Source organism: Coprococcus sp. TF11-13 (assembly GCF_003481085.1).
In the GTDB taxonomy this organism is placed as follows: Bacteria; Bacillota; Clostridia; order Lachnospirales; family Lachnospiraceae; genus Coprococcus; species Coprococcus aceti.
In genome coordinates, this window is the sequence record NZ_QUKK01000001.1 from 117,131 (window position 1) to 132,565 (window position 15,435).

The following is a 15,435-nucleotide window of genomic DNA, read 5'->3' on the forward strand; positions in this document are numbered from 1 at the left end:
AGTTGAAGATGAGAAGCAGATATGTGATATGGTTGCGAAAAGCCTGTATGATGCCGGGTATGAGGTGGATACCTGTTATGACGGAGAAGAGGCTCTTGAATGCATTCTGTCAGAGGAATATGACCTGATCGTTCTGGATCTGAATCTGCCGGGTATGGATGGAATGGAGATTTTAAAGGAACTCAGACAGAAAAATGAGGAGACAAAGGTTATCATATTATCTGCGAGGGGACAGATTGCGGATAAGGTTGAAGGGCTGGATGCAGGTGCAAATGATTATATGGAAAAGCCATTTCATTTGCAGGAGCTTGAGGCGCGTATCAGAAGCCTGACAAGAAGAAAATTTGTACAGAAGGATGTATGTCTGGAAAGCGGTGGCATAAAGTTTGACACGATAAAACGTGAGGCATACGCAAAAGGAGAGAAGGTTCCCCTTACAAGAAAAGAAAATGGAATCCTGGAATATCTGCTTCTTAATCTGGGCAGACCGGTAAGCCAGGAGGAATTGATGGAGCATGTCTGGGATGCTTCGGTTGACAGCTTCAGTGGAGCGATCAGAGTACATATGTCTTCGCTGAGAAGAAAGCTTAAGGCAGTGCTTGGATATGATCCGATTTTGAACAAGGTGGGAGAAGGCTATAAAATACGAGAGGAGTCCGACAGATGAAAAGAATGTCGCTGCAGTGGAGGCTTACCTGTATAATCACATTATATATTGCGCTTATATGTGGATGCCTTACTTTGCTTGTCTATAAAAATGGAGTGTATTATATTGATTCTCTGCAAGAAACCGTTGATGCCCAGGGAGATGATAATGGGAGCGGTACTGATGAAATATATATCAGTATTCCGGAGGATAAGTGGGATGAATTTGCAAATGACTTTTCTGTTAAGGTGTACAATAATAAGGCAGATTACAAGAAAAACAGCCTGATAATTTCTGCCTTGCTGGCCCTGCTTGGCGGAGTAGCTACATATTTTATAAGTGGGCATGCACTAAAGCCGATCAGTGAGTTTTCTGATAAAATTGAAGATGTACAGGCACAGAATCTGGCGGATTCACGAATAGAAGAAAACAGTGTTAAAGAACTGAACCAGCTCAGCGTTTCATATAACAAGATGCTTGAACGCCTCTCGGATGCATTTGAGATACAGAGACAGTTTACTGCAAATGCAGCACATGAGCTCAGAACTCCACTGTCTTTAATGCAGATACAGCTTGATTCATATAATTCTTCCCGGCATCCGGGAGATGACGAAGTTACTCTGCAGACGATAAAGATGGTCACTGAACAGAATGAGAGACTCAGCAAAATGGTAAAGACACTTCTTGATATGAGTGAGCTTCAAACTGTGAGCCGGGATGATAAAATAATGGTCGACGCGCTTGTTGATGAGGTATTGGCGGATCTGGAACCGCTTGCACAGGAAAAGGATATAGAACTTATTGGAGAATGTACGGATGTAACTATGATAGGAAGTGACATCCTTATTTATAGGATGTTATACAATCTTGTTGAGAATGCTATAAAATATAACCGCACAGGAGGACGGGTTACAGTGACAGCGCGTCAGAAGGAAAAACACGTTTACCTGTCGGTAGAGGATACCGGAAATGGCATCCCGGAAGAACTGAAGGATCGCGTGTTTGAACCTTTCTTTCGCGTGGATAAATCCAGAAGCCGTGAGCTTGGCGGCGTAGGACTTGGACTTGCTCTTGTACGTGAGATCGTGATAGTGCATGATGGTAATATTGCAGTTAAGTCTAATCCGTCTGGAGGAACGATTTTTGAAGTCGTTTTATAAAGTGAGCATTATATTGTTGCCGTTGCGGATTTGGCACGGCTAATTTTATTTTCCCCAAATTTTCGTCTCAGCTGTTTCATAACCCACAGGTACGCAGGTATCAGGAAGAGATCAGCACATACCCATGCAAGCGGACTTCCTAGTGATACGCAGATGAAACCGAAATGTGGCACCAGCACGAAACCGGCAACAGAACGGGCGATCATCTCACATATTCCTGCAAGTATGGCGAAAGTCGAGTAGCCAAGCCCCTGTATCATGAATCTTACGATATTCACAAGCGCCAGGAATATGTAGAATGCTGCGTTGATAACCACGAATTCATATATGTAGCCGATAAGCTCAATCTGTTCCTTCTTGACAAAGAGAAGTGCAAGCTGCTTTCCGAACACGATGGAGAAAGCCAGAGCCACGAGGGCATATATGATTCCCATCTTGATACACGCCTTAAGCCCCTGATCAACACGGTCAAGACGCCTGGCACCAACATTCTGACCTCCGTACGTGGCCATGGTGGAGCCCATTGCATCGAAAGGACAGCACATGAACATGCAAATCTTGGATCCTGCTGATACGGCTGCAACATATGTTGAACCCATATCATTGACTGCGGTCTGTAGAATGACACTGCCTATGGCTGTTATGCTGTACTGCAGTCCCATAGGCAGACCCATACCGCAGAGCTTAAGGCAGTGGCGCATGCTGAATGTCCAATCCTCTTTACTGAATTCAAGATACTTCAGTTTCTTTGTCATGTATATCGTACATATGATTCCTGACACTGCCTGTGAAGCTACTGTGGCAACTGCAGCTCCGGCGACGCCCATAGGAACAACAAGTATAAGATCAAGTATTATGTTGACAATTGATGAACCCACAAGGAATATGACAGGTGTGATACTGTCTCCGAGTGATCTCAGTATCCCGGCGGTCAGGTTGTAGAGGAAGGTTGCCGGAATGCCCAGGAATATTATAAATATGTATATATATGCATCATCGATGATATTCGAAGGTGTTCGGAGAGCCTTGAGTATCTGCATGGTAAAGATACTTACTGCTACTGTTATAACAGCAGCCAGTGCAACGGATGACCATATACTGTTGATTATATATGCCTTAAGAGCCTTGAAATCCTTCGCACCGTAAGCCTGTGCAACAGGGATTGCAAATCCGTTGCAGATTCCTATACAGAAACCGAGTATCATGAAGTTGATGCTTCCGGTGGAACCCACCGCCGCCAGCGCGTCAGTTCCAAGCTTCTGCCCGACTATGACAGAATCTACCATATTATAAAACTGCTGAAATATCAGACCAAAGAGAAGGGGCAGACCAAAGTTCAATATAAGCTTTGAAGGCTTTCCTTCAGTTAGGTCTTTTGTGCCACTGATGCGCGCAATAAAATTCTTCATGTGATTCACCTCTCAAAAATCTAGTTGTTTGTTTATAAATTGCTTGTTTTCACGATATCGTGTGTTTGCTAGTTAATCACCTTTTAATGATTTTATATATGGAAAAAAGGTGATTAAACGTGGTAAAATGTAAACACTTTTGTAATGGTGAAAACTTGATATATATTAGTCTCTGAACTAATATAAGTACAGTCGTAAAAGTGATGAAAAAAGAGAAAATAATTGTGCATAAAGCGCATGGATACGAACCGGGATGATATCAGTAGTGATCATGACCTGGCAGGGGATATGGAATGAGTAGAGATAGTGATAAAAAAAAGAACAATAAAAAACACAGAGAAGAGATTAGAAATATAAGCAGCATAGAGAATGGTACTTCGAGAGCCTACAGGCAGAAGGTGCTTGTCAGACAGGCTGGAAAGCTCGTGGACGAGCTGGAGCGCGCAAGGCGTGAAGAACAGGAGACTCAGGCAGATGGAATCATCAGACAGAAGGTAGTCAAGAGAAAGAGCACCAGGATAGCGTACAGGGTGGTTGGCATAATATTTGTACTGGCAGGTATAGCACTTGTGTGGTGGGCTATGGGAGGTCACTACAGAATGATAAAGGCTGCTATTGCGATTGCGGCCATGGCATATGGATTTTATGTGGTCAAGGCTTCATTTAGAAAGTCTGCATATGATATGACATATCTGTTTGGTCAGGATGTTGTAACGATCATTCAGAAGAGAGGCAGTAAGGTGATACCGTATGAGACTATTACAGGGTATATCATGATAGAGCCTGATCCTGAATTGAAGTATTATATAATTAAGTTTGACAGAGGCAGGGAGAGTTACATAGTTCCATTTGCCGGAGCAAAAGGCAAATGTGAGGCGGTATACGATATCCTGAGAGAGAAGGTAAGAACTGATGAAGAATAAAATACTTGAAAAGCTGCAGAACAGTGATGGATATGTGTCAGGACAGGAGCTCTGTGAGCTGTTGGGGGTATCCAGAACAGCGGTGTGGAAGAACATACAGGCACTCAAGAATGAAGGTTATGTGATCGAGGGCGTGAACAACAAGGGATACAGATTGGTGAGTGAGCCTGATGTAATGTCTGAGGAGAAGATCTCAAAGTATCTTGAGACCAGAACATTTGCCAGAAAGCTTTACTATTATGATGAGACGGATTCAACGAACACCCGTGCCAAGATAGTCGGGGAAACTGACTGTGTTCACGGAGCTCTGTTCGTGGCAAATGAGCAGACTGCAGGAAAGGGACGAAGAGGCCATAGTTGGAATTCTGATAAGGGCACGACAATATCCATGTCGTATCTGCTCAAGCCGGACATAGATATTTCCTGTGTGTCAAGGATAACTCTGGTGTCGGCGGTGGCACTTGCCAGAGCGTTCAGCAAGGTGGATGGAGTAAAGCCTCAGATTAAATGGCCGAATGATGTGTTGTCTGATGGGAAAAAACTGGTCGGAATCCTCACAGAGATGAGTTCCGAGGGAACTGACATAAGCTATGTTGTTGTGGGAATAGGCATAAACGTGTATAACCGAAGCTTCCCTGAGGACATAGCAGACAAGGCCACATCAATACTGCTGGAAAATGGCAAGGGCTGTGACAGATCATGGTTCATTGCACAGGTGTCAAATGAATTTGAAAAGCTATATGACGAATTTATAAAGAATAAGGACCTGGGATTCCTTGTTGATGAGTACAACAGTTATCTTGTGAACAGGGATAAGCAGGTGTATGTAATAGAGGGGGATAAAAAGACAGAGTACACGGCGCTTGGACTTTCAAAGGATGGCGGACTTCTGGTGAGGGATGCCGATGGCGAGGTTCACGATATAATATCCGGGGAAGTATCCGTGAGAGGAATATATGGATATGTGTAAGGCTGAAAAAAATAGCTGATCAAGAATATGGTTATAGGGCTTAAGAAAATTAATAATTGGTATGTATAATTCAAAAAAACTAGAAATATAGCCCCTTATAGTTTATAATCGGCAGTGAGTATATAACCAAACTTAGAAAACACAAAGATGGAGGACATAAAACATGGAAAAGATTCAGATGACCACACCACTTGTAGAGATGGATGGAGATGAGATGACCAGAATTCTCTGGCAGTATATAAAGGATGAGCTTATTTATCCATTTATCGATCTCAAGTCAGAGTACTATGACCTTGGACTTGTACATAGAAATGAGACAGATGACAAGGTAACATTTGACTCAGCATACGCAACACAGAAGTATGGCGTAGCTGTAAAGTGTGCAACCATCACACCTAATGCTGCAAGAGTTAAGGAGTACAATCTCAAGGAGATGTGGAAGAGCCCTAACGGAACCATCAGAGCGATCCTTGATGGTACAGTGTTCAGAGCACCTATCGTAGTAAAGGGAATCGAGCCATGTGTTAAGAACTGGAAGAAGCCTATCACCATCGCAAGACATGCATATGGTGATGTATACAAGAGCGTAGAGATCGATGTTCCAGGTCCTGGAACTGCAGAGCTTGTATTCACAGGCGATGACGGACAGGTTATAAAGGAGACTATACATAAGTTTGATGGCCCTGGTGTTCTTCAGGGACAGCACAACGTGGACAAGTCTATTGAGAGCTTTGCAAGAAGCTGTTTCAAGTATGCGCTTGATACCAAGCAGACACTGTGGTTTGCCACAAAGGATACCATATCAAAGAAGTATGACCATACATTCAAGGATATCTTCCAGGAGATATTCGATGCAGAGTATAAGGAGCAGTTCGATGCAGCAGGTATTGAGTACTTCTACACACTTATAGATGATGCGGTTGCCCGTGTTATGAAGAGTGAAGGCGGTTACATCTGGGCATGTAAGAATTATGATGGAGATGTAATGAGTGATATGATCTCATCAGCATTTGGTTCACTTGCCATGATGACATCAGTTCTCGTATCCCCTGATGGAAAGTATGAGTACGAGGCAGCACACGGAACAGTTATGAGACATTACTACAAGCACCTTGCCGGTGAGGAGACATCAACCAACTCAGTTGCAACTATCTTCGCATGGTCAGGAGCACTCAGAAAGCGTGGAGAGCTTGATGGAATCCAGGCACTTCAGGATTTTGCAGACAAGCTCGAGGCTGCAACCATCAAGACTATAGAAGATGGCAAGATGACAAAGGATCTGGCTCTCATCACAACTCTCGAGAACCCAACAGTCCTCAACAGTGAGAACTTTATCAAGGCTATCAGAGAGACACTTGAGGGTATGCTCTAAGAATGAAATTGTGTAACGGGCTGATTACAGACGTTGCTTTTAACGGGATATCACCTTTATTCATACAAATGGATAAAGGTGATATTTTTATGCCATTGTGTAAAATGTGGCATTGGGTTAAAATAGCTTATATAGCATGCCTATAGCAGCATGCATATAGTAGTTTGTCTATCTGAGTGTAGCGTATAAGATAATGAGGAGTTGCATTTATGAGAATTGAGCATGTTGCGATGTATGTGAATGATCTTAAAGCTGCGAAGAATTTTTTTGAGAAATATCTGGGAGCATCAGCAAATGAGGGATATCATAATAAAACGACGGACTTCCGTTCATATTTTCTCACATTTGATGATGGCGCAAGGCTTGAGATAATGAACAGGCAGGGAATGGATGATTCTGAAAAGACACTTAACAGAACCGGATTGATACATATAGCATTCAGTGTGGGAAGCAAAGAAAAAGTTGATGAGCTTACCAGACAGCTTGCGGAGGATGGCTATGAGGTGACAAGTGGACCGCGGACGACAGGCGATGGATACTATGAGAGCTGTGTGGTCTGCATAGAGGATAATCAGATAGAGATAACGGTATAGGAATGACAGAATAGGAGGTAAAAGACAATGGATAATCAGGTATTAGAGGTAATAAAAAAGAGAAGCTCAGCGAGAGCATACAGTGATGAAGAGGTTATGAAGGAGCAGCTTGAGAAGGTCATCGAGGCTGGGCTTCAGGGACCTACAGGTATGAATAAGAAAGAGATACATTTTACAGTTGTTAAGGGTGATGCTCCAATTCTGGAAGAGCTTGATGCAGAGAAGCGTGCACTTCGCGGACAGGATAAGCAGCCTCACAATTTCTATTATGAGGCTCCGGTGCTCATATTCTTAAGCGCTGAGGATGACTTCAAGTGGAGCAAGGTGGATTCAGGAATTGCAGTTCAGAATATGGCTATAGCGGCAGAGAGCATGGGGCTCGGAAATCTGATAATCGGTTGCGTGTATGATGCACTTCACGGGGAGAAGAAAGCATATTTTGACAAGGCACTTGCAATACCGAAGGGATATTCATTCCAGATAGCTCTTGCCGTTGGACACAAGACTGACAACAAGACACCACATGATTACGATGTTGCTGCGCAGGTAAGTTATCTGTAGTATATATGGGGAGGATATTGCGTATGGGAAAACTTGTAATGGGGTATTGAGACTGCCCATATTGTAGTACGAAACATATAGAAGGAACGAAGCGTGAGTGTCCGTCCTGCGGAAAGCCGAGGGGACAGGAAGTTAAGTTCTATATGGATGGAGTGCGGTATTTGTCCGCGGAGGAGAGTCAGACAAAGGGAAAAGGTGCCGACTGGTTATGTGATCATTGTGGCAATTACAATTCAGCTCTTAACACACGGTGCAGCAGCTGCGGTGCTGAACGAGGTGCGAAGGATAAGGGGTATTTTGACGTCAGGAAAGAGCAGGACGCAAGGAATGCCAGGAATGCATCAGGTACAGGAACGGCTGCCGACGGACAAAAAGGCGGGCAGGGCAATCGGAAAAGAGGACATTCATTTGGAGCATGGAAGATAGTGCTGATCGGCATGCTTGTGATAGCGGCTATAATCGGACTTACGGCGATCATAGCCATGCCAAAGAAGAGGACAGTCACAGTCAGGGATATGACATGGAAGACCAGTGTTGATGTGGAGAAATATATTCTGTGTGATGAAGACGACTGGGAACTCCCCGAGGGTGCCACGCTAAAGACCACGAAACAAGAGGTGCACCATACTGAACAGGAATATGTTGGTGAGCGTGAGGAGACCTATGATTCATATGAGGTGATAGGTTCCCATGTGGAGTACAGCTATGAGGACAATGGAGATGGAACCTTCTCTGAAGTTGCAAATGATGTGGACGATTATGGATATGTGACGAGAACGAGGTCTGTTCCGGTGTATAGAGATAAGCCTATATACAGGACGAAGTATTATTATACAATATGGCGGTGGAAGTACGACAGGACGGAGACCGCCGAGGGCGGTGGAAAGACACCGGAATACCCAGATCCCCAGCTCACAGACAAGGAGAGGCTAGGGAAAAAATCAGTTGAATATGAAGTCACATGTGAAGTGAAGGATAAGGAAAAGACATATAAAGTTGAAAAGTCTATATATGACAAACTTGACATAGGCGAGACATATAAAGTCAAGGCTGACTCTGAGGAGATAGTGAGTATCATAGAGTAGAGACTTGAGAATGCGGAGGCGGGCAAAAGTGACAAAGTAGTCAAAGTCTGGTAAGGATATTCAGATATTGAGAGACCATTCTGACCTGCCTGGCTCATCCCCGGATGGATAAGACATAGTTAAAATTATGTCGAATCTGTTCGGGGATTTTTTTATTATAACGAATATGCGGGAAGTCTGTTGAATACTTTGTATTTGAGACAGAATAGTTAAGGCGGACATTGAATGAGAGGTAACCATGATAATGGGATGTGCATTCAGAATATGCAGCCCATAGCAGTTATATGCTGCAAAGCAGCTCTGCAACGGAGCTAATGGGGGACTTTGGTGTGATATGTTTTGACACACTGTGTGCACAGACACATCTTCACAGTAACTTTATCACAAAGACACTCAGTGCAAATTCCAACTCGGGACTCAGAAATTCGTATGGAGTATATGAAGAATTCTACTTTGAAAATGCGGAACGGATGTGTGGCTGTGTGTCGGATGCAGGAACAGTGATAGCTCCAGAGGCAGCGGTAAATCTCGGACACAACTGGGATGGTTGTGTGGTGAGTGAAGTATTCTCAAATGGCGGAGAGTTTCACAGAGTACCGGGAAATGATTTCCCGGATGAAGATCCAACGACAATTGAAATAGGACATAGAGCTGGGCTACAGCTTGGTCGTGTTCAGGAGATAGTCAGGCCAGGGAGACATTAGTAAAATACAGTTAGTACTGTATATAATTTAAATAGAGTTACAGCACCGCCATGTATGCAGCGTTTTACATGGCGGTGTTTTGCGTAATACAGGTAAAAATGCCCATAGTCTTGCATAATATCCTGGGATGTGATATATTTTAGAGGAATTTTGTGGTACAAAATACCATGGCGGGAGAATGTGTTTACATTATTTGACACAGAATAATAAGAAGGCACATTCTTTATTTTTGCTCATATAAGATAGGAGAACAAGAACATGACGATAACTGATGAGACAATTGATTATGTTGGAATCCTTGCTAAGCTTGAGCTCTCCCCTGAGGAGAAGGAGCAGGCAAAGAAGGATATGTCAGACATGCTTGATTATGTCAGCAAACTGAATGAACTTAATACAGATGGTGTGGAGGCTATGAGCCATACATTCCCATACAACAATGTGTTCCGTGAGGACGTTGTCGTAAATGGAGACGACAGAGAGAACATGCTGAAGAATGCACCTGAGCAGAAGGACGGATGCTACAAGGTGCCAAAGACATTTGACTAGGAGGTAGGCTGAAGTGAATTTAATGGGTATGACGGCTGTAGAGCTGGGAAAAGCTATTAAAGATGGACAGGTGAGCGTAGTTGAAGCGACACAGGCCTGTCTTGACAGCATCGAGGCGTGCGAGAAAGATTACAATAGTTTTGTCACGGTTGATCGTGAAGGAGCACTTGCCCAGGCTGAGGAAGTGCAGAAGAAGATAGATGCAGGAGAGCTTAGCGGTCCTCTTGCAGGAGTGCCGATAGCAATAAAGGACAATATGTGCCAGGAGGGTGTGCAGACAAGCTGTTCATCCAAGATTCTGTCAAATTTTGTTCCGACATATACTGCTGAGGCCGTTGTAAAGCTCAAGGAAGCAGGAGCGGTCATAGTAGGGCATACCAATATGGATGAGTTTGCCATGGGAAGCACAACGGAGACATCATATTTCGGCGAGACAAGAAATCCATGGGATACAGATAGAGTCCCAGGCGGTTCATCAGGTGGATCAGCGGCAGCAGTTGCCGGTGAGGAGGTACCATGCGCCCTCGGTTCAGATACCGGTGGATCTATCAGACAGCCGGCTTCATTCTGCGGTGTTACCGGAATCAAGCCAACCTATGGAAGAGTGTCAAGATACGGACTTATAGCATACGGTTCATCACTTGACCAGATCGGGCCACTTGCGAAGAATGTTGAGGACTGTGCAACGATACTTGAGATCATATCACAGTATGACAAGAAGGACTCAACATCAGTGAACAGAGATGACAATGATTTCACAAGCGCACTTGTGGATGATGTGAAAGGCCTTAAGATCGGTCTTCCAAGAGACTATTTCACAGAGGGACTTGAGCCTGAGATAAAGGAAGCCGTGTATGGAGTAGCTGAGACTTTGAAGGCAAAGGGAGCTATTGTTGAGGAGTTTGATCTTGGAATGGTTGAGTATGCTATTCCTGCTTACTATATCATTGCATCGGCGGAGGCAAGTTCTAACCTTGAGAGATTCGACGGTGTAAAATATGGTTACAGAACACCAGAGTACACAGATCTTCACAACATGTACAAGAAGAGCCGTTCAGAAGGATTTGGCCCTGAGGTCAAGAGAAGAATCATGCTCGGTTCATTTGTGCTGAGTTCAGGTTATTACGATGCATATTATGTAAAGGCCCTCAAGGCAAAGGCTCTCATCAAACAGGCGTATGACAAGGCGTTTGAGAAGTATGATATCATTCTCGGACCTGTTGCACCTACAACAGCACTGAAGATGGGAGAGTCACTCTCAGATCCTATCAAGATGTATCTGGGAGATGTGTACACAGTCCCTGTAAATCTTGCAGGACTTCCAGGAATATCACTTCCATGTGGAACTGACAAGAATGGAATGCCTATAGGTGTGCAGATGGTTGGAGATGCATTTGACGAAAAGACCATTATCAGGGCAGCGTATGCATTTGAGCAGACTAGAGAGTACAAGAGACCTGCACAGGTTTCAGAAAGGGGGCTGTAAGAGATGGCAAAGACATATGAGACAGTCATCGGACTTGAGGTCCATGTAGAGCTTGCGACCAAGACAAAGATATTCTGCGGCTGCAGCACAGCATTTGGAGGAGCTCCGAATACACATACATGTCCTGTATGTACAGGAATGCCGGGCTCACTTCCGGTACTTAACAAAGAGGTTGTAAATAAAGCGATTGCGGTCGGTCTTGCAACCAACTGTACGATCACACAGAACTGTAAGTTTGACAGAAAGAACTATTTCTATCCTGACAACCCACAGAACTACCAGATATCACAGCTCTACTATCCAATATGCAGGGACGGTAAGGTTGAGATAGAGGTTGACGGTGTCAAGAAATATGTGAGGATCCATGAGATACATATGGAGGAGGATGCAGGTAAGCTTGTCCATGATCCATATACAGACAGCTCACTTGTGGATTTCAACCGTTCAGGTGTGCCTCTTATAGAGATAGTATCTGAGCCTGACATGAGATCTGCGGAGGATGTAATCGCATATCTTGAAAAGCTCAGGGAGACGATACAGTATCTCGGAGCTTCAGACTGTAAGCTGAATGAGGGATCCATGCGTGCTGATGTCAATCTTTCGATCAGAGAGGTTGGCTCAGAGGAGTTTGGCACACGTACAGAGACCAAGAACCTGAACTCATTCAAGGCCATTGCCAGAGCCATAGAGAATGAGAGAGAGAGACAGATCGATCTCATCGAGTCTGGTGAAAATGTTGTCCAGGAGACAAGAAGATGGGATGATACTAAGGAGTATTCATATCCTATGAGATCCAAGGAGGACGCACAGGATTACAGATATTTCCCTGATCCTGACCTTGTACCTATCCACATCAGCGATGAGTGGCTCCAGCAGGTAAGGGATGCACAGCCTGAGTTCAGAGACGAGAAGAAGATAAGATACAAAGAGGAATATGCGATTCCTGACTATGATATAGACATCATCACGGCCTCCAAGAAGCTGGCAGATCTGTTTGAGGACGCGATTGCACTGGGAGCACCTGCAAAGAAGGTTTCCAACTGGATCATGGGAGAGACCATGAGACTGATGAAGGAGAACAGTGTTGATGCGGAAGACCTGAAGTTTTCAGCGGAGAATCTTGCGAAGCTCATCAAGCTTGTTGATGACAGGGTTATCAATGGCGGTGTTGCAAAGGAAGTGTTCGAAAAGATATTTGCAGATAATATAGATCCTGAGAAGTATGTCAAGGATAACGGACTTGCAACTGTTCAGGATGACAATGCACTTAAGGAGGCATGTCAGGTAGCCATAGATAACAATCCAAAGGCTGTTGATGATTACAGAGGAGGCAAGGAGAAGGCTCTCGGAGCACTTGTCGGACAGGTTATGAAAGCTATGAAGGGTAAAGCAGATCCTGGATCTGTCAACAAGATGCTTAGGGAGATGCTATAAATATGGAAGAAAACAGAAGAGTTAGAAAGAGGGACAGATACAAACGTCTCATAACAGTGGGTGAGGCCTGTGTACTCATCGCTGTGGAGCTGGTGCTGTTTGGACTCATGTGGTACCGGGACTATGAGGTAACGCTTACGCTTCCGTTCTGGAGAAGAGGAAACTGGGCAGTTATCGGAATGTATGGAATAATCATCATACTTTTCACCAAGCTTTATGGTGGTTACAGAGTCGGATTCTTCAGACTGCTTGATATAGTTTACTCACAGCTGCTGGCTCTCGTGTGTGCCAATGTAGTTGGTTACCTGCAGCTCTGTATAATCTGTCGTGACTATGTAAATCCAGTACCATTGTTAAAGGTAACCGGGCTTGAAACGATAGTGATATTGATTTGGATATTTGCGTGTAGATTTTTGTATGCGAAGATGTATCCGCCAAGGCATCTGCTGCTGGTATATGGATATAAGACTCCGATAGAGTTCATAGACAAGATCAATGCCCGTAAGGACAAGTATGTAATAGAAGACAGAATACATGTCAGCGAGGGCGAGCAGGCGATCAAGGAGAAGATACTCCAGTACGATGGAGTAATCATTTGCGAGACAAAGGCTTATATAAGAAATGAGCTTGTGAAGTATTGTTTTGAACACTCCATCAGATCGTATGTTGTGCCAAAGCTTTCCGACATAATCATATTAGGAGCTGAGCCTATTCATTTGTTCGATACACCTATCCTCTTATCACGAAATCAGGGACTTACCGGTGACGATATGATCATTAAGAGGATCATGGATGTTATATGTGGATTTATACTGCTTGTCATAGCTTCACCATTTATGCTCATATCAGCACTTGCGATATGGCTGTATGACAGAGGACCGGTATTCTACAAGCAGGACAGACTGACACTGAATGGCAAGGTGTTCAAGATCATCAAGTTCAGAAGTATGAAGATGGACTCCGAGGCAGGTGGAGCACAGCTTGCAAAGAAGGATGATGACAGAATAACCCCTGTGGGAAAATGGCTCAGAAAGCTGCATCTTGATGAACTGCCACAGCTTTTCAACGTACTCAAGGGTGATATGTCACTTGTCGGACCGAGACCTGAGAGACCGGAGATCGCCGAGCTTTATAAAAAGACATTCCCTGAGTTTGACTACAGACTCAAGATGAAGGCCGGACTTACGGGATATGCACAGGTTTACGGCAAATACAACACAACCCCTAGAGATAAGGTTAAGCTGGATCTTACCTATTATGAGCAGTATTCAATATGGCTTGATCTCAAGCTGATGCTCCTGACGGTAAAGATCATGTTCCAGAAGGAGACATCAGAGGGAATCGCATCAAATATGACCACGGCACTCAGGGATGGCGAGAAGGTACAGATACCTTCACCTGTAAATGTGAAGCCGGAAGGGCTTGATGAGTCTGAGGATGCATTCTATGACCTCGGAAAGACTGTGCAGAAAACAGATAAATAATAAGCGATATATATCGATGTAGGTGTGTGTGATGACTGGAGAAAAAGTATCGGTGATAATTCCGGCGTATAACAGCAGCAGAACCATTTATTCTGCGGTGGATTCAGTTATGAAGCAGGGGATTCCTGTGGAGGTCATAATAGTTGATGACTGTTCGACGGATGATCTGACAGGAGCACTTGATGGATACGCGGAAGATGACCGTGTGAATATCATCAGAAATGAAAAAAATATGGGAGTTGCAGCTTCGCGTAACCGCGGGGTTGCGGCTGCAACTTGCAGATACGTTGCATTTATAGATTCGGATGATCAGTGGCAGCCTGATAAACTGGCTAAACAGTTGAAGCTTATGGAGCAGACAGGTGCGGTTCTGTGTTCTACGGCCAGGGAGCTTGTGAACGAAGACGGATCCAGAACGGGAAAAGTGATCGGAGTTCCTGAAAAGGTCACCTATAAGATGCTGCTCAGAGGAAATGTGATCAATTGTTCATCGGTTGTGATGGACAGACAGGTTGCACTCAGATATCCGATGGGCAACGACGATATCCATGAGGATTATATTTGCTGGTTGCAGATACTGAAGGAATACGGAAGCTCGGTTGCGATAAATGAGCCGTTGCTATTATACAGGCAGATGAGAAACAGTAAGTCTGGTTCAAAACTGTCGTCTGCAAAAAAGACATTTGCCGTATACAGAAAAGTTGGATATGGAGTTATAAGAAGCTGCTTTTACTTCATGTGTTATGCGGTAAATGGTGTTGTAAAATATCTGTTCTGATAGGAATAAATTATATGGCGGAGAAAAGAAATGACGGATGGCAATAAGAAGAGAGGCCCGGGAAGGCCGACGGAAAAGAGAAAAGATACGATCCTGAGACTTAGGATAGATACAGATACTCATCGGAAGCTCAGTGAATGTGCGGCGGTGCGACAGGTATCTATGTCAGAGCTTGTCAGGGAAGCGATAGATGAGATATTCCGAAGAGAAAAAGAAAAACAGCAGAAGAATGAGGCAGAATAAAAATAACAGGTCGATGGCATATACCATCGACCTGTTATTTT

General features: G+C 44.1%; 16 protein-coding genes. 15 read left to right on the plus strand and 1 reads right to left on the minus strand.

The features are described from left to right. Positions 1 to 28: 28 nt before the first annotated feature. Both DXD11_RS00560 and DXD11_RS00565 read left to right on the plus strand, forming a co-directional pair. Positions 29 to 667 (plus strand): response regulator transcription factor, encoded by a 639-nt coding sequence (locus tag DXD11_RS00560; RefSeq protein ID WP_238050552.1) that lies wholly within the window; start codon positions 29 to 31, stop codon positions 665 to 667. Beyond that, complete coding sequence (locus DXD11_RS00565; RefSeq protein ID WP_022217167.1) at positions 664 to 1,806, plus strand: sensor histidine kinase; 1,143 nt, start codon at positions 664 to 666, stop codon at positions 1,804 to 1,806. Before DXD11_RS00560 ends, DXD11_RS00565 begins: the two co-directional genes overlap by 4 nt. Positions 1,807 to 1,814: 8 nt before the next feature. Here the strand turns inward: DXD11_RS00565 and DXD11_RS00570 are convergent, their stop codons facing one another. Then, positions 1,815 to 3,215 carry an MATE family efflux transporter gene (locus DXD11_RS00570; RefSeq protein WP_118757560.1) on the minus strand — a complete coding sequence of 467 codons (1,401 nt, stop codon included), beginning with the start codon at positions 3,213 to 3,215 and terminating at the stop codon, positions 1,815 to 1,817. Positions 3,216 to 3,508: 293 nt separating this feature from the next. Between DXD11_RS00570 and DXD11_RS00575 the strand changes: the two genes are divergently transcribed. The 13 genes from DXD11_RS00575 to DXD11_RS00635 all read left to right on the plus strand — a co-directional run bounded on the left by DXD11_RS00575 (position 3,509) and on the right by DXD11_RS00635 (position 15,394). Then, the gene (locus DXD11_RS00575) at positions 3,509 to 4,138 is read left to right on the plus strand and encodes a hypothetical protein (protein ID WP_055143903.1); all 630 of its coding nucleotides are present in this window, start codon (positions 3,509 to 3,511) and stop codon (positions 4,136 to 4,138) included. After that, a complete protein-coding gene (locus DXD11_RS00580; protein ID WP_055143905.1) occupies positions 4,128 to 5,108 on the plus strand; it encodes a biotin--[acetyl-CoA-carboxylase] ligase in 981 nt (326 codons plus the stop codon). Before DXD11_RS00575 ends, DXD11_RS00580 begins: the two co-directional genes overlap by 11 nt. A gap of 163 nt (positions 5,109 to 5,271) precedes the next feature. After that, complete coding sequence (locus DXD11_RS00585) at positions 5,272 to 6,480, plus strand: NADP-dependent isocitrate dehydrogenase (RefSeq protein ID WP_015533231.1); 1,209 nt, start codon at positions 5,272 to 5,274, stop codon at positions 6,478 to 6,480. 209 nt (positions 6,481 to 6,689) lie between these two features. After that, positions 6,690 to 7,073, plus strand: coding sequence for a VOC family protein (locus tag DXD11_RS00590; protein WP_022217162.1), 384 nt, complete (start codon positions 6,690 to 6,692; stop codon positions 7,071 to 7,073). Between the two features lie 27 nt (positions 7,074 to 7,100). Next, on the plus strand, positions 7,101 to 7,634 hold the full coding sequence (locus tag DXD11_RS00595; RefSeq protein ID WP_015533229.1) for a nitroreductase family protein: 534 nt from the start codon (positions 7,101 to 7,103) through the stop codon (positions 7,632 to 7,634). 143 nt (positions 7,635 to 7,777) lie between these two features. After that, on the plus strand, positions 7,778 to 8,719 hold the full coding sequence (locus DXD11_RS00600) for a zinc finger Ran-binding domain-containing protein (RefSeq protein WP_243105789.1): 942 nt from the start codon (positions 7,778 to 7,780) through the stop codon (positions 8,717 to 8,719). A 329-nt stretch (positions 8,720 to 9,048) separates the two neighbouring features. Then, positions 9,049 to 9,423 (plus strand): hypothetical protein, encoded by a 375-nt coding sequence (locus tag DXD11_RS00605; RefSeq protein ID WP_173794407.1) that lies wholly within the window; start codon positions 9,049 to 9,051, stop codon positions 9,421 to 9,423. Between the two features lie 258 nt (positions 9,424 to 9,681). After that, a complete protein-coding gene (gatC, locus tag DXD11_RS00610; protein WP_015533226.1) occupies positions 9,682 to 9,969 on the plus strand; it encodes an Asp-tRNA(Asn)/Glu-tRNA(Gln) amidotransferase subunit GatC in 288 nt (95 codons plus the stop codon). 22 nt (positions 9,970 to 9,991) lie between these two features. Beyond that, entirely contained in the window at positions 9,992 to 11,455 is a 1,464-nt protein-coding gene (gatA, locus tag DXD11_RS00615; protein ID WP_199688722.1) for an Asp-tRNA(Asn)/Glu-tRNA(Gln) amidotransferase subunit GatA, read from the plus strand. Between the two features lie 3 nt (positions 11,456 to 11,458). Further along, positions 11,459 to 12,889 carry an Asp-tRNA(Asn)/Glu-tRNA(Gln) amidotransferase subunit GatB gene (gatB, locus tag DXD11_RS00620; RefSeq protein ID WP_022217158.1) on the plus strand — a complete coding sequence of 477 codons (1,431 nt, stop codon included), beginning with the start codon at positions 11,459 to 11,461 and terminating at the stop codon, positions 12,887 to 12,889. Between the two features lie 2 nt (positions 12,890 to 12,891). Continuing rightward, positions 12,892 to 14,373 carry a sugar transferase gene (locus DXD11_RS00625; protein ID WP_055223734.1) on the plus strand — a complete coding sequence of 494 codons (1,482 nt, stop codon included), beginning with the start codon at positions 12,892 to 12,894 and terminating at the stop codon, positions 14,371 to 14,373. A 31-nt stretch (positions 14,374 to 14,404) separates the two neighbouring features. Next, positions 14,405 to 15,151, plus strand: coding sequence for a glycosyltransferase family 2 protein (locus DXD11_RS00630; protein WP_022217156.1), 747 nt, complete (start codon positions 14,405 to 14,407; stop codon positions 15,149 to 15,151). 30 nt (positions 15,152 to 15,181) lie between these two features. Beyond that, entirely contained in the window at positions 15,182 to 15,394 is a 213-nt protein-coding gene (locus tag DXD11_RS00635; protein WP_022217155.1) for a toxin-antitoxin system HicB family antitoxin, read from the plus strand. The last annotated feature ends 41 nt before the right edge of the window (positions 15,395 to 15,435 follow it).

What these genes read in the sequence shown, in the direction of transcription:
- DXD11_RS00585 (WP_015533231.1), top strand. Translation starts at nt 5,272, where the DNA reads ATGGAAAAGATTCAGATGACCACACCACTTGTAGAGATGGATGGAGAT.
- DXD11_RS00635 (WP_022217155.1), top strand. Translation starts at nt 15,182, where the DNA reads ATGACGGATGGCAATAAGAAGAGAGGCCCGGGAAGGCCGACGGAAAAG.
- DXD11_RS00560 (WP_238050552.1), top strand. Translation starts at nt 29, where the DNA reads ATGGTTGCGAAAAGCCTGTATGATGCCGGGTATGAGGTGGATACCTGT.
- DXD11_RS00600 (WP_243105789.1), top strand. Translation starts at nt 7,778, where the DNA reads ATGGATGGAGTGCGGTATTTGTCCGCGGAGGAGAGTCAGACAAAGGGA.
- gatB (WP_022217158.1), top strand. Translation starts at nt 11,459, where the DNA reads ATGGCAAAGACATATGAGACAGTCATCGGACTTGAGGTCCATGTAGAG.
- DXD11_RS00575 (WP_055143903.1), top strand. Translation starts at nt 3,509, where the DNA reads ATGAGTAGAGATAGTGATAAAAAAAAGAACAATAAAAAACACAGAGAA.
- DXD11_RS00630 (WP_022217156.1), top strand. Translation starts at nt 14,405, where the DNA reads ATGACTGGAGAAAAAGTATCGGTGATAATTCCGGCGTATAACAGCAGC.
- gatA (WP_199688722.1), top strand. Translation starts at nt 9,992, where the DNA reads ATGGGTATGACGGCTGTAGAGCTGGGAAAAGCTATTAAAGATGGACAG.
- DXD11_RS00625 (WP_055223734.1), top strand. Translation starts at nt 12,892, where the DNA reads ATGGAAGAAAACAGAAGAGTTAGAAAGAGGGACAGATACAAACGTCTC.
- DXD11_RS00590 (WP_022217162.1), top strand. Translation starts at nt 6,690, where the DNA reads ATGAGAATTGAGCATGTTGCGATGTATGTGAATGATCTTAAAGCTGCG.
- DXD11_RS00565 (WP_022217167.1), top strand. Translation starts at nt 664, where the DNA reads ATGAAAAGAATGTCGCTGCAGTGGAGGCTTACCTGTATAATCACATTA.
- DXD11_RS00580 (WP_055143905.1), top strand. Translation starts at nt 4,128, where the DNA reads ATGAAGAATAAAATACTTGAAAAGCTGCAGAACAGTGATGGATATGTG.
- DXD11_RS00595 (WP_015533229.1), top strand. Translation starts at nt 7,101, where the DNA reads ATGGATAATCAGGTATTAGAGGTAATAAAAAAGAGAAGCTCAGCGAGA.
- DXD11_RS00570 (WP_118757560.1), bottom strand. Translation starts at nt 3,215, where the DNA reads ATGAAGAATTTTATTGCGCGCATCAGTGGCACAAAAGACCTAACTGAA.
- gatC (WP_015533226.1), top strand. Translation starts at nt 9,682, where the DNA reads ATGACGATAACTGATGAGACAATTGATTATGTTGGAATCCTTGCTAAG.